At 72.3% G+C, this 13,283-nt stretch carries 11 protein-coding genes and 2 pseudogenes; 8 read left to right on the top strand and 5 right to left on the bottom strand.

The window, feature by feature from the left end; genetic code table 11:
• Positions 1 to 11: 11 nt before the first annotated feature.
• On the bottom strand, positions 12 to 1,799 hold the full coding sequence (locus tag ABT381_RS22525) for an SGNH/GDSL hydrolase family protein (protein WP_351597177.1): 1,788 nt from the start codon (positions 1,797 to 1,799) through the stop codon (positions 12 to 14).
• A 178-nt stretch (positions 1,800 to 1,977) separates the two neighbouring features.
• Here ABT381_RS22525 and ABT381_RS22520 point away from each other — a divergent pair, with 178 nt between their 5' ends.
• On the top strand, positions 1,978 to 2,418 hold the full coding sequence (locus ABT381_RS22520) for a DUF6278 family protein (protein WP_351597174.1): 441 nt from the start codon (positions 1,978 to 1,980) through the stop codon (positions 2,416 to 2,418).
• Between the two features lie 34 nt (positions 2,419 to 2,452).
• On the opposite strand, the gene ABT381_RS22515 is transcribed toward ABT381_RS22520, so the two are convergent.
• Positions 2,453 to 3,208, bottom strand: a complete 756-nt coding sequence (locus ABT381_RS22515; RefSeq protein WP_351597172.1) for a GntR family transcriptional regulator — start codon at positions 3,206 to 3,208, stop codon at positions 2,453 to 2,455.
• A 154-nt stretch (positions 3,209 to 3,362) separates the two neighbouring features.
• On the opposite strand from ABT381_RS22515, the gene ABT381_RS22510 reads away from it, so the two are divergent.
• From ABT381_RS22510 to ABT381_RS22495, 4 genes are read left to right on the top strand one after another with little or no spacing between them, the layout of a single operon-like run.
• The gene (locus ABT381_RS22510; protein WP_351597170.1) at positions 3,363 to 4,106 is read left to right on the top strand and encodes an amino acid ABC transporter ATP-binding protein; all 744 of its coding nucleotides are present in this window, start codon (positions 3,363 to 3,365) and stop codon (positions 4,104 to 4,106) included.
• Positions 4,107 to 4,119: 13 nt separating this feature from the next.
• Positions 4,120 to 5,043: a glutamate ABC transporter substrate-binding protein gene (locus ABT381_RS22505; RefSeq protein ID WP_351597167.1), complete on the top strand. Its 924-nt coding sequence runs from the start codon at positions 4,120 to 4,122 to the stop codon at positions 5,041 to 5,043.
• Between the two features lie 17 nt (positions 5,044 to 5,060).
• Positions 5,061 to 5,705 carry an amino acid ABC transporter permease gene (locus ABT381_RS22500; protein ID WP_351597164.1) on the top strand — a complete coding sequence of 215 codons (645 nt, stop codon included), beginning with the start codon at positions 5,061 to 5,063 and terminating at the stop codon, positions 5,703 to 5,705.
• Entirely contained in the window at positions 5,702 to 6,559 is an 858-nt protein-coding gene (locus tag ABT381_RS22495) for an amino acid ABC transporter permease (protein ID WP_351597161.1), read from the top strand. Before ABT381_RS22500 ends, ABT381_RS22495 begins: the two co-directional genes overlap by 4 nt.
• A 32-nt stretch (positions 6,560 to 6,591) precedes the next feature.
• Here the strand turns inward: ABT381_RS22495 and ABT381_RS22490 are convergent, their stop codons facing one another.
• Positions 6,592 to 8,172, bottom strand: a complete 1,581-nt coding sequence (locus ABT381_RS22490; RefSeq protein ID WP_351597158.1) for a CocE/NonD family hydrolase — start codon at positions 8,170 to 8,172, stop codon at positions 6,592 to 6,594.
• A 223-nt stretch (positions 8,173 to 8,395) separates the two neighbouring features.
• On the opposite strand from ABT381_RS22490, the gene ggt reads away from it, so the two are divergent.
• Both ggt and ABT381_RS22480 read left to right on the top strand, forming a co-directional pair.
• Positions 8,396 to 10,219 carry a gamma-glutamyltransferase gene (gene ggt, locus ABT381_RS22485; RefSeq protein WP_351597155.1) on the top strand — a complete coding sequence of 608 codons (1,824 nt, stop codon included), beginning with the start codon at positions 8,396 to 8,398 and terminating at the stop codon, positions 10,217 to 10,219.
• An 82-nt stretch (positions 10,220 to 10,301) separates the two neighbouring features.
• Positions 10,302 to 11,753: an amidase gene (locus ABT381_RS22480; RefSeq protein WP_351597223.1), complete on the top strand. Its 1,452-nt coding sequence runs from the start codon at positions 10,302 to 10,304 to the stop codon at positions 11,751 to 11,753.
• 68 nt (positions 11,754 to 11,821) lie between these two features.
• On the opposite strand, the pseudogene ABT381_RS22475 reads toward ABT381_RS22480, so the two are convergent.
• Positions 11,822 to 12,374 (bottom strand): annotated as a pseudogene (locus ABT381_RS22475) (isochorismatase family protein).
• Positions 12,375 to 12,377: 3 nt separating this feature from the next.
• Positions 12,378 to 12,815 carry a MarR family winged helix-turn-helix transcriptional regulator gene (locus ABT381_RS22470; RefSeq protein ID WP_351597152.1) on the bottom strand — a complete coding sequence of 146 codons (438 nt, stop codon included), beginning with the start codon at positions 12,813 to 12,815 and terminating at the stop codon, positions 12,378 to 12,380.
• A gap of 211 nt (positions 12,816 to 13,026) precedes the next feature.
• Here ABT381_RS22470 and ABT381_RS22465 point away from each other — a divergent pair.
• Positions 13,027 to 13,283: pseudogene (locus ABT381_RS22465) on the top strand (hypothetical protein); the annotation flags it as partial.

Here is a 13,283-nt window from a genome sequence, read left to right as displayed (position 1 = left end):
CCGGCCTCGCCTCACGGCACGAGCTTGCGCAGCTCCACCGACTCCGCGAGCGCCTTCAGCCCCTCGTCGCCGGGGTGCAGATGGTCGCCGCTGTCGTACGCCGGCAGCATCCGCTGCGGCCGCTGCGGGTCGCGGATCACCGCGTCGAAGTCCAGCACGGCGTCCACGGCCCCGCCGCTGTCACGGACGAAGGCGTTGACCGCCTGCCGCCGCTGGTCGACCTCCGGGTAGCAGTCGGCGTACCCCTCGCACGGCGCGACCGTCGCGGCCACCACCCGCAGGCCCCGCTCGTGCGCCCGCCGCGCGATGGCCCGCAGCCCGGTGATCACCTCGGCCGCCGAGGTGCCCGCGCGCACGTCGTTGATCCCCTCGAAGACCACGACTGTACGGGCCGAGGTCTGGGCCAGTACGTCGCGCTCCAGCCGGTGCTGGGCGCTGACCCCGCCGGTGTCGGTGCTGATGCCGTCGCCCTGGTAGCGGTCGGTGACGATGCGGTTCGCCGAGATGCCGTGGTTGATCACGCCGTACTTGGGCAGCGCGCTCTGCTGCTGGAAGCGGCGGGCGAGCACGTCGGGCCAGCGCCGGTTGGCGCCGCTGGTCGACTTCACCCCGTCGGTGATCGAGTCGCCCAGGGCCACGATCGAGCCCGGGCCGCCGGTGACATCGACGCCGGAGAGGAACGGCCAGGTCGTGAGGGTGCCGGTGTAGGCCGCGCCGCCCGCGTCGCCGGTCCGGTCGCCGCTGCCGGGGGCGCTCACGTACGACCGCTGGATCGCCTCCTTGTGCACGGGCGCCGCGCCCACCGGTCCCGCGAGGTGGAAGCTGACCAGCAGATTGGTGTCGGCGGGCACGGCGAAGCGCACGGGGTCGCTGAACGCCTGGGCGCCGGCGGGGATGCGCGTGCCGCGCTGTCCGCCGAAGGTGAGCGGCACGGGCTTGCCCGCCGCCTGCGCGCCGCTGCCCTGGACGGCCACGCTCGCCGCGCCGATGGCGACGGGGGTGGCCGCGAAGGTGTTCTCCAGCCGGACGCGGGCCTGCCTGCCGCCCGCCCCGGCGTGCACCACCAGCCGCAGCGTCTGGTCCCGCCACGGCCCGACCTTGGTGTACCCGGCGCTGCTGGCCGCCCAGCTGCCGGTCCAGCCGGGCGTGGCCCGGCGCAGCGCCGCGGCGAAGACGTGCAGGTCGCGGTCGGGGCCCGGGTCCTTGGGCAGGACGACCGAGCGGACCTGGCGGCCGGGGCGCACCGGCACCGTCACCGCGTACAGGCGTACCGTTTCCGCGCGCTGCCCGGCCGCGGAGTTCAGGTGCGGCAGCGCCACCGCCTTGGTGCTGAGCGGGCCGGTCCGCCAGTCCGGCGCGGTCAGCTCGTACGTGCTGCGCGAGCCGTCCTGGTACTGGACCGTGCCGGTGCCGGTGGCGTCCCCGCCGGTCCCGGCGACCAGGAAGGACAGCGCGGTGCCGGAGCCGCTCAGCCGGACGGCCTGGCCGTCGGCCCGTACGTTGTCCGGCGTGCCGGGCGTGGTACGCGGCCAGGTCAGCCGGGTCGCGTCGAGGGCCAGCGACCGGCCGGGCGTCCAGCCGGCCGCGGCGAGGTCCTGGGCGGACAGGGAGCCGCCGGCGCCGTCGAAGTCCGCAGCGCCGGATCTGGTGTCGTCGCTCACCGCCTTGTTGTCGAAGAGTCTCGCCAACGGCTGCGGCTCCGCCGCGCGTTGCTGACCGGCGGCGGCCGGGACGGCGGTCCCCGCGACCGTGAGGGCGAGAGCGAGCGGAACGGTTGTGCCCCATCGTCGTACGCGCATCAGTCGGCTCCTTCGGTGGCGGCTGCGCCACGGGGTGAGCGTGATCCGGTCCATCAGACACAAGCGCCATGAACGTAAGGAGACGGCAGAGGGGCGTCAAGGGAGGTGTGGCGACCGGATGACGCGGGACGCCGCGCGCCTGTGGCCGCCGCCCGGGCGGGAGTGGGACCCTCACCCCATGAACATGTCTTTCCTGGACAAGTGGCGCAAGCATCCGGAAGCGGTCCGTTCCGCCGCGGCGCCGGCACCGGGGGACGAGGACGCGGAGGGCATCGCCGATCTGCTGGCGGAGTGTGATCTGCTGCGCGCGCAGGCCGCGGGGGCCGGGGTGGAACTGGACGATTCGGTGGGCTCGTTGGAGGCGCTGGACCAGCTGCTGCCCGCCTGGCGGTCGGACCCGGAGATCGCGCCCTGGCTGGGCAACGACGTGGGCCTCTACCTCGGTACGGTCCTGGTGCGCACGGTCCCCGGGGCCCGCTGGAAGATCTGGCCCGGCGGCGAGCCCGTCGTCCGGCTGTCCTCGGGCCGCGAGATCGATGTGGTGACGGCCGGTCAGGAGTGGGCGGACAGCGGCGCGCCCGAGCTCTCCCAGCTCTACGCCGAGGTCGCGGAGAGCTGAGCGCCCGTGTCGTCACCCCGGACGGACGCGCGCCTCACACGAACGCGATGTCGTACGCCAGCTGCCAGCGGTCGGCCCGTACGACGATGTCCGAGGTCTCCACCGCGCGGCCGTCCGCGTCGAAGTGCGTGCGCTCCACGACCGTGACACAGCTGCCCGGCGGGCAGCCCAGCGCCTCCGCCTCGGCGCTGGCTGCGGGCCGGGAGCCCACCCGCTCCTCGGCGCGCACCACCCGGATCCCGATCGCCGCCATCCGCCCGCGCACGCCGCGGCGCGCGTAGGGCCCGTGCTCCGGGAAGACCACGTCCGTGCCCTCGGTGATCGCCAGCGGTTCCCAGCTGGTCGCGAGCTGCACGGGCCGGCGCCCTGCGAGGTACTCGTACTGCGAGCAGACCACGCTGTCGCCGGGCGTGATGACCAGCCTCCGCGCCACCGGCTCCGTCGCCGCCTCGGTCGTGGACGTCGCCTCCCACGTCAACGGCGTGTCCTCAGGACAATTCGCATGGGTGATACTCGCGGCGAAGGGCGAGTCGACGGCGCCCGTGGAGCGCAGCAGTACGCCCAGCGGCGCCCGGTCCGCGACGAACACGCCGCGCCCGAACTGCCCTTCCGCGTAACCCGCCGCCTTCAGTATCCGCACCGCCCGGTCCACGGTCTGGTCGCTGGCTTCGTACGCCCGCTTCAGCTCGGCGCGGGAGGGGATGCGGGCGCCGACGGCGAGGACGCCCTCGTCGATCTGCCGCCGCAGGTCGTCGGCGATGCGCTGGAAAACAGGCCGGTGCTCACCCATGCCCGACAGGCTAGGTACGCAGGCTTCTCATGTGTACCTAGGGGGTGCGGTGCCTCGTCCCGCGTGTCCCCGAGCGCCGAACCGGGGGCATTTGGGGTAGTTTGCGAACTCTCCGCTGTACGGACGTGCCGGACGAGAGTGAGCAGGGCTGCATATGGCCGGTGACGCGCTGATCGAGATGCGCCGGGTCAACAAGTACTACGGGAAGCTCCACGTCCTCCAGGACATCGACCTCACCGTCGGCCGCGGCGAGGTGGTCGTCGTCATCGGCCCCTCCGGCTCCGGCAAGTCGACCCTCTGCCGCACGATCAACCGCCTCGAACCGATCCACTCCGGCACCATCACCCTGGACGGCCACCCGCTCCCCGAGGAGGGCCGCGAGCTGGCCCGGCTGCGCGCCGACGTCGGCATGGTCTTCCAGTCCTTCAACCTCTTCGCACACAAGACCGTGCTGGCCAACATCACGCTCGCGCCGCTGAAGGTCCGCAGGACCGGCAAGGAGGCGGCCGAGCGGCGGGCCCGCGAACTCCTGGACCGGGTAGGGCTCGCCTCGCAGGCCGACAAGTACCCCGCGCAGCTCTCCGGCGGTCAGCAGCAGCGCGTGGCCATCGCCCGCGCGCTGGCCATGGAACCCAAGGCGCTCCTCTTCGACGAGCCCACCTCGGCGCTCGACCCGGAGATGATCAACGAGGTGCTGGAGGTCATGCGGCAGCTCGCCCGGGACGGCATGACGATGGTCGTGGTCACCCACGAGATGGGCTTCGCCCGCTCCGCCGCCAACCGCGTGGTCTTCATGGCGGACGGGGCGATCGTGGAGGACCGCACCCCCGAGGAGTTCTTCACCCACCCGGAGAGCGACCGCGCCAAGGACTTCCTCTCCAAGATCCTCAAGCACTGAGCGGGGGCCGGCAGTGAAGCAGATCCGACGGGCCGCGGCGGCCCCCCTCCTGATCGTCCTGGCCGTCCTGGCCGTCCTCGCCGCCGCCTGCGGCAAGCCCGGCAGCCCGCCCGCCAAGGGCCCGCGCGGCGACGAGCTCCCGAAGTACCCCGTGCAGACCCGCTTCCGGCTCGCCGACTCGCCCACCTGGCAGCAGGCGAAGCGCCGCGGCCACCTGGTCGTCGGCGTCAAGGAGGACCAGCCGTACCTGGGCGAACGCGATCCGTCCTCCGGCGCGTACCGCGGCTTCGACATCGAGATCGCCAAGATGCTCTCCGCCGCGCTCGGTTTCGACCCCAAGACCCTCACCTACAAGACGATCGCCTCGGCCAACCGCGAGACGGCCGTGCAGAACGGCCAGATCGACTACTACGTCGGCACCTACACCATCAACGACCTGCGCAAGAAACAGGTCGGCTTCGCGGGCCCGTACTACATGGCGGGCCAGAGCCTGCTGGTGCGCAAGGACGAGCACGACATCAAGGGCCCGAAGGACCTGGCGGGCAAGCGGGTCTGCTCCGCCGCGGGCTCCACCCCGTACCAGCGCATCAAGGCCGACTACCCCAAGGCCGTGCTCGTCGCGTACGACACCTACTCCGTCTGCGTCGACAACCTGCTCACCTTCCAGGTCGACGCGGTCACCACCGACGACGCGATCCTGCTCGGCTACGCCGCCAAGGCGCCCGACGAGATGAAGCTGGTCGGCAAGCCGTTCTCGAAGGAGCCGTACGGGGTCGGCGTGCCCCTCAAGGACCCCGCGCTGCGCTTCGCGCTGGACGACGCGCTCGCCGCCGACGAGAAGAACGGCACCTGGAAGCGGGCCTACGACGCCACCCTCGGGCTGTCCGGAGTGCCCGCACCGAAGCCGCCCAGGATCGACCGCTACACGGCGAGCTGAGGGAGCCACCGACACCCATGGACGTACTGACCCACAACTGGTCCCTCTACGGCAAGGGCCTGCTCGGCACCGTCGAGCTCACCGTCTTCGCCTCGTTGCTCGCCCTCGTGCTCGGCGTGATCATGGCCGGCTTCCGGGTCGCGCCGGTCGGCTCGCTGCGCACCTTCGGCACGGTGTGGGTGACGGTGCTCCGCAACACCCCGCTCACCCTGCTCTTCTTCGCGGTCCTGCTCGGCCTGCCGCGCTTCGGCCTGGTACTGCCCTTCGACGTCTTCGCGATCCTCGCGCTCGGCTGCTACACCTCGGCGTTCATCTGCGAGGCGGTGCGCTCGGGCATCAACACCGTGCCCGTGGGCCAGGGCGAGGCGGCCCGGAGCCTGGGCATGACCTTCGGGCAGACGCTGGGCACGGTGGTGCTGCCGCAGGCGTTCCGTACGGTCATCCCGCCCGTCGGCTCCACGCTGATCGCGCTGGCCAAGAACTCCGCGATCGCCGGCTCCTTCAGCGTCGTCGAGCTGCTCGGCACGTACAAGACGCTCAACGAGCTGGGCTACAGCATCATCTGGTCCTTCCTCTGGATCGCCGTCGGCTACCTGATCGTGACCCTGACCATCAGCGCGCTGTTCAACGTGCTGGAGAAGCGCTGGGGAGTCGCCCGATGACCGGTACCGCCCTCTACGACGTACCGGGCCCGAGGACCCGCGGCCGGCACCGCCTCTACGGTGTCGTGGCGACGCTCGTCATCCTCGCCGTCCTCGCCTGGGCGGTGTATCTCCTCATCGACACCGGGCAGTTCAGCGCGCGCAAGTGGACGCCCTTCGAGTACCAGGGCATCCAGGAGCTGCTGCTGAGGGGGCTGGGCAACACCCTCAAGGCGTTCGCGATCGCGGCGGTGCTCTCCCTGGCCCTGGGCGCGGTACTGGCCGCCGGGCGGCTCTCCTGGCACCGGCCGGTCCGCTGGCTGGCCACCCTGCTGGTGGAGTTCTTCCGCGCCATGCCCGTACTGGTGATGATCTTCTTCATCTACGTGGCGCTGCGGGCCGAGCCGCTGACCGCGCTGGTCGTCGGCCTCACGCTCTACAACGGCTCGGTGCTCGCCGAGGTCTTCCGCACCGGCGTGCACGCCGTCGAGCGCGGCCAGCACGAGGCGGCGTACGCGCTGGGGATGCGCAAGACGCAGGTCATGACGCACGTACTGGTCCCGCAGGCGGTCCGCGCGATGCTGCCCACGATCATCAGCCAGCTGGTCGTCGCGCTGAAGGACACCTCGCTCGGCTTCCTCATCACCTACGAGGAGTTCCTGCACGCGGGCCGGCTGATCGCCTCCAACCTCGACTACGACCTGCCGTTCATCCCCGTCGTCCTGGTCATCTCGCCGATCTACATCGGGATGTGCATGCTGCTGTCCTGGTTCGCCCACTGGATCGGCCGGCGGCAGCGCCGCAACCCGAAGGTCGAGGGGAAAGTGGGCGCCGCCGAGCCGGGCACGCTGCTGCCGGGCACGCCACAGCTGTGACGTGCCAGGCGATGCGTACTGGTGACGCCGCGTCAGTCCCGTACCGGTACCGACACCCACGACGGGTCGTCGGCCGGCGAGGAGAAGGTGAGCTGCGCGCCGTCCGGGTTGTGCTCGATGTAGAGCGGGTCGACGGAGTCCACGACCACCGCGAGCCGGTGCCCGGCCGGCACGTCGTACGCCGTGGAGAACAGGTCCAGGTCCACGCCGAACGGCTTGCCCGGCTGCTTGTCGTGGAAGGTGAACGGCGCGTGCGTGACGAGCTTGCCGGTGCCGAGCGGGCCCACGTCGTAGAGGTAGGCGATCGCGGTGCCGCTCTCGGCGGTGCTGGTCATCGTGGTGTGCACCTTGGCCGTGCCGCGCACCCGCTGCTGGTTCTCGTACGGCGCGGACTGCCAGACGGCGGCGGCCGAGCGGGGCAGCAGCGGTATCGACGCCATCGGCGGGACCTTGAAGAACTGGTCCAGCATGCTGGAGAGGAAGATCGTGCCGCCGTTCGCGCCGGAGTCGCGGTTCGTGGCGATGCCGTGCGTGCCGTTCAGCGGGATGCGCCGCTGGCCGGAGGGCACGTCCTTCCAGCTCGCGTACCCCTCGTACGCGCCGGTGGAGCGGGACTTGAGCTGGACAGGGGACTCCCGGTCGACGCCGTTGTCGGCGCCCTTGAGGTAGTGGTCGAACCAGCGCTTGGTGTCGGTCCAGGTGTCGTTGGGCAGCCCGAGCAGGCCGGTGGCCTCGGCGGTGGCGTGGTCGCCGGGCCGGAACTCCAGCCGCTTGGGGCCCTTGAGCTTGTCGAAGAAGTCGGCGTACTGGTTCGGCGGGAAGATCGAGTCGCCCCAGGCGTTGCCCATCATGATCGCCGCGCCGTTGGCGTTGATCCTTTCGAGGTAGGTCGCGGGGGAGCGCTTCTTCCCCCACGCGATCATCTCGTCCTCCTTGGCCAGGTTGGAGCCGAGGAAGTCCTTCATGATGGTCCGGAGTTCGGCGCTGGGGCGTCCGGTGATCTCGCCCGCGCCGGCCAGCAGCCCGGCGGCCTGGGCGTGCTGGGTGCGCCCGCTGTAGATCGAGTCGATCAGGTCGGCCCAGCCGCTGAGCGCCGCGACCGCCTTGATGCGCGGATCGAACGCCGAGGCCAGCAGGCTGATCCCGGCGCCGTAACTGACCCCGCCCATGCCGACCTTCGCCGGGTCCGCGGGGGTGTGCGCGAGCGCCCAGTCGACGACCTTGCGGGCGTCGGCGACGTCCTGCGGGCCCGCCGTCTCGATGTTCCCGCCGGACTGCCAGAAGCCGCGCGAGTTGTACCCGACGACGACGTACCCGGAGTCCGCCAGCTTCTTCGCCTGCGCCATGTATTCGATCTGCGGCATGCCCCAGCTGGTGGGCAGCACGATCACCGGGTACTTCTTGCTGCCGTCGGCGTCGCCGGGCGTGAAGACGTTCGCCTTGAGGGTGATGCCGCCGTCGCCCTCGATGTCGACGAACTTCACGGACGCGGGGGCGGTGGCGGCGGCCGGGGCCGCCTGGGCGGCGGGGGCCGTGGCCGTGAGGGTGGTGGCGAGGACGGCCGCGGAGACGGTGCCGATCGCGGCGCGCAGTGTCGTACGGGAGGGCGTCATCTACTGCTCCAGGTCGCGGTGGGGGAGTGGAGAGGGGAGTGACCGGTGGCACCGGTACCGAAGTGACTGGAGAGTAGGGCGAGTTCGTTACCGGTGGTAACCCGTCGGTAGGTTACGCATGGGTAAAGATCTCGTGGCAGCGGCCCTTCGGTGCCCTGTCGCCCCCGAAGAGCCGCAGGTAGGCTCCGGCTCCTGGCTCGAACCCGATGGAGGGAAGGCACAGATGACGCATGTCCGACGCCTGTCGGTGCTGGCCGTGACGGCCGCACTGGCCGGCTCGCTGGCCTCCGTACCGGCCAGTGCCCGGCCCACGGCGGCCCCCGCGACCGAAGCCCCGCCCAAGTCCCCGGTCGCCGTGGGCTCCGGCGGCGCGGTCTCCAGCGTCGACCCCGACGCCTCGGCGGCCGGCATCGAGGTGCTGAAGAAGGGCGGCAACGCCGTGGACGCGGCGGTCGCCACCGCGGCGGCCCTGGGCGTCACCGAGCCGTACTCCTCCGGCATCGGGGGCGGCGGCTACTTCGTCTACTACAACGCCAAGAAGCGCTCCGTGCAGACGATCGACGGCCGCGAGACCGCGCCGCTGACCGCCGACAAGGACCTCTTCCTGGAGAACGGCAAGCCGATCCCGTTCAACGAGGCCGTCACCAGCGGCCTGGGCGTCGGCACCCCCGGCACGCCCGCCACCTGGGACACCGCGCTGGACAAGTGGGGCAGCCGCTCGCTCGGCCAGGTCCTCGCGCCCGCCACCCGCATCGCCCGCGACGGCTTCACCGTCGACGAGACCTTCCGGAAGCAGACCGCCGACAACGCCGACCGGTTCCGCGACTTCCCCGCCACCGCGAAGCTGTTCCTGCCCGGCGGGCAGCCCCCGGCCGTCGGCTCCACGCTGCACAACCCCGATCTGGCGCGCACCTACGACGAGTTGGCGAAGAAGGGTGTGGACGCGCTGTACGGCGGACGGCTGGGCGAGGACATCGTCCGCACCGTCGAGCAGCCGCCCGTGCGGGAGGGCGCCACCCGCAAGGTGCGGCCCGGCGACCTGACCGCCGCCGACCTGGACGCGTACGGGACGAAGGTCCAGGCGCCGACGAAGACGAAGTACCGCGGCCTGGACGTGTACGGCATGGCGCCGTCCTCCTCCGGCGGCACGAGCGTGGCCGAAGCGCTCAACATCCTGGAGAACTACGACGTATCCAAGCTGAGCGAGAAGCAGTATCTGCACCGCTACATCGAGGCGAGCCGGATCGCGTTCGCCGACCGCGGCCGCTGGGTCGGCGACCCGGCCGCGCAGCAGGTGCCCACCAAGGAACTCACCTCGCAGAAGTTCGCCGACTCGCGGGCCTGCCTGATCAAGGGCGACGCGGTGCTCAAGAGCCCGCTCGCGCCCGGCGATCCGCGCCACCCGAAGCCCTGCGAGGACGGTGACAAGGCCGCGCCCACGACCTACGAGGGCGAGAACACCACCCACCTCACCGCCGCCGACAAGTGGGGCAACGTCGTCGCCTACACGCTCACCATCGAGCAGACCGGCGGCAGCGGCATCACCGTGCCCGGCCGCGGCTTCCTCCTCAACAACGAGCTGACCGACTTCTCCTTCGCCCCGGCGGCGCCCGGCGTCCCCGACCCGAACCTCCCCGGCCCCGCCAAGCGCCCCCGCTCCTCCATCTCGCCGACCGTCGTCCTCGACCACGGCAAGCCGGTCCTGGCCGTCGGCTCGCCCGGCGGAGCCACCATCATCACGACAGTTCTGCAGACGCTTCTCGGCCACCTCGACCGCGGCCTGCCGCTCGTCGACGCCATCGCCGCGCCGCGCGCCAGCCAGCGCAACGCCGCGCAGACGGAGCTCGAACCGGGGCTGTACGACAGCAAGCTGCGGGCGGAACTGGAGGCGCTCGGCCACTCGTTCAAGGAAAACCCCGAGATCGGCGCGGCCACCGGCGTCCAGCGGCTGTCCGACGGGCGCTGGCTCGCGGCTGCCGAGAAGGTCCGCCGCGGCGGCGGCTCGGCCATGGTCGTCCACCCCGAAGGCCACACGAACAACCGCTGACCGTATACGGAACAACCGTCTCCGGCGCCTCGTCACGGCCGGAGACGGTTGAAGCCGACTCGCACACGTGGTTACGCTGCGCATCTCCGTCGGAACGGAACGTCAGTGCGAGAGGCGGCGTGAGGCAGTGGGGGACAGGTTCGAGGGACTGGCCGAACAGGCCAGAGCATTGCGCGACGGCGACACCACATCGGCCGAACTGGTCGGGCGGTCGCTGGAGCGCATCGAAGCGACCAGGGGCACCGTCAACGCCTTCCGGCTGGTGCGGGCCGAGGCGGCGCTCGCCGAGGCCGAGGCGGCCGACCGCAGGCTCGCGGCGGGGGAGCGGCTGCCGCTGCTCGGCGTGCCGGTCGCGGTCAAGGACGACACCGATGTGGCGGGCGAGCCCACCGCGTTCGGCTGCGCGGGCACGTTCCCGCCCAAGGCCGCCGACTCCGAGGTGGTACGGCGGCTGCGCGCGGCCGGCGCGATCGTCGTCGGCAAGACCAACGCCTGCGAGCTGGGCCAGTGGCCGTTCACCGAGGGCCCGGCCTTCGGCGACACCCGCAACCCGTGGAGCCCGGCGCACACCCCCGGCGGCTCATCCGGCGGCTCGGCCGCCGCGGTCGCCGCCGGGCTGGTGCCGGCCGCGCTCGGCACGGACGGCGCGGGCTCGGTCCGCATCCCCGCGGCCTGGACCCACCTGGTCGGCATCAAGCCGCAGCGCGGCCGGATCTCCACCTGGCCGGAGCCGGAGGCGTTCCAGGGCATCACCGGCATAGGCCCGCTGGCCCGCACGGTCGAGGACGCGGCGCTGCTGCTGGACGTCTCCAGCGGCAGCCACCGGCACGACCTGCACCGCCCGCCGCCGGTCGCGGTCGGCGCCGCGGTCGGCCGGGACCCGGGACGGCTGCGCATCGCGCTCTCCTGGAAGGCCGCCTGGACCGGTACGCCGCGCCCGCTCCATCCCGAAGTGCGCGCCGCCGTCGCGGACATCGCCCGCACCCTCGCCCGCCTCGGCCACCTCGTCGAGGAGGCCGAGCCGGACTACGGGCTCATCGGCCTGTCCTTCGTGCCGCGCGCGACCACGGGCGTACGGGAGTGGACCCAGCGGGTGCCGGACCGCTCCCTGCTGGACCGCAGGACCCGGGAAGCGGCGCGGCTGGGCCGGCTGCTGAGCGGGCGCGCGCTGCGGCTCGCGCGGGCCGCCGAGGCGCGGCAGCAGCAGCGGGTGGGCGCGGTGTTCGGCCGGTACGACGTCGTGCTGACCCCGACCACGGCCACGCCGCCGCCCCGGATCGGCACGCTCGCCGCGATGAACGGCTGGCGCACCGACCGGGCGATGATCGCGGCCTGCCCGTACGCCTGGCCGTGGAACGTGCTCGGCTGGCCGGGCGTCAGCGTGCCCGCGGGCTTCAGCTCGGGCGGACTGCCGCTCGGCGCCCAGCTGCTGGGCCCCGAGGGCGGCGAGCCCCGGCTCGTCTCGCTCGCCTCCCAGCTGGAGGACGACCTGCGGTGGCACGAGAAGTGGCCGCTCCTGAGGGCCTGTGACTGAGGGCCTATGGCTGAGGGCCTATGGCTGAGGGCCTGTGACTGAGGGCCGGGGCGCCAGGCCCCGGGTGCTCAGCCCAGCAGCTTGAGGATCGCGTCGGTGGTGTCGGTCTCGCCCAGCCGCGGGAAGATCTTCTCCACGCTGTTGCGGTGCGCGTCCGCGTCCATGTCCGTCACGGCGTCGGTCGCGACCGTCACGTGGTAGCCGTGCTCGTACGCGCTGCGCGCCGTGGACTCCACGCCGATGCTGGTCGCGATGCCGGCGAGCACGATCTGCGTGACGCCGAGGCGGCGCAGCTCCATGTCCAGCGCCGTGCCGTGGAAGGCGCCCCAGGTCTGCTTCGTGACGAGCAGGTCCGACGGCTGCCGGTCCAGCTCGGGTACCAGCTCGGCCCAGTCGGCCGGCGGGTTGCCGGCGCGGGCGGGGCCCTCCGTGCGGCCGGGCGCGCCGCCGGTGACGTTCACCAGCACGACGGGCAGGCCGCGGTCGCGGAACGCGGCGGCCAGCCGTGCGCCCCGGTCGATGACCTCGGCGGCGGGGTGTGCTGTGGGCAGCGCGGCGATGCCCTTCTGCAGGTCGATCAGGACCAGCGCGGTCTTCGGGGTCGAGCGTGGTGGCGGTCATCGTTCAGTTCTCCGTCAGTCGTTTCAGCAGCGCGGCGGCCTCGGCCAGTACGCGCTGTTCCTCGGGGGTGGTGTGCTCGGCGATGGCCGCGGTGAGCCAGTTCTGCTTGGCCCGCCGGACGTCGGCCAGTACGCGCCGGCCCTCGTCGGTGAGCGCGAGGACGGCCTGCCGGCCGTCGGTGGGGTGCGGGCTGCGGGCGACGACGCCGCGCTCCTCCAGGGCGGCCAGCGTCACCCGCATCGACTGCGGGCGCACCAGCTCGGCCCGGGCCAGCGCCGCGGTGGTGGCGGGCCCGTCGCGGTCCAGCCGGGCGCAGACCGCGCGCTGGGTGGGCGTGAGGCCCCCGTTCGGCGACTCGGCGCGCAGCCGGCGCATCAGCAGTCCGACGGCCGCGCTGAGGTCCGTGACGAGCTGCTCGGGAGCTGTCCCTTTCGTCGGCATGTCGCCAGCCTAAAAACTCGGCAGGCAAACTTGCAAGTTTGCCTGCCGTTCATGCCGATCGCGCCGTTGTTCCGCGATCGCGGAACCCTCGCCCCGGCAGTGGTGGAAAACTCCCTGTAGTCGTTCCGTGACAGACGGGGCGGCGCATGGCTGATGTGCAACCGAGGGACCGGTGCGGCAGCGCACGGTGACCCTGGGGGGAGAGAACGGCATGGCAGAGACGCAACTGCGAGATGCTTTAGGGGAGTTCGCGTACTTCCTGCGCACGCTGACGGAGGCGCTGGACGCGACCGAGGGCTGGTACGGCGTCTTCCTGCAGCGCGACCCGGCGGGGCTGCGGGCCTTTCTGGAGGGGCGCGAGGTGCCGCCCTGGGACGTGGTCCAGTCGCTGCTCGACGACCTGGCCGGGCGGCGCGGCGCGCAGGCGGCGGGGGAGGCGGGGGCGTGTGCCCGGCAGCTGCACGCCGC

It is taken from the genome of Streptomyces sp. NPDC000151, from assembly GCF_040301705.1.
In the GTDB taxonomy this organism is placed as follows: domain Bacteria; phylum Actinomycetota; class Actinomycetes; order Streptomycetales; family Streptomycetaceae; genus Streptomyces.
The sequence above is the reverse complement of the archived record's forward strand: the minus strand, read 5'-3'. Positions and strand labels throughout refer to the sequence as shown.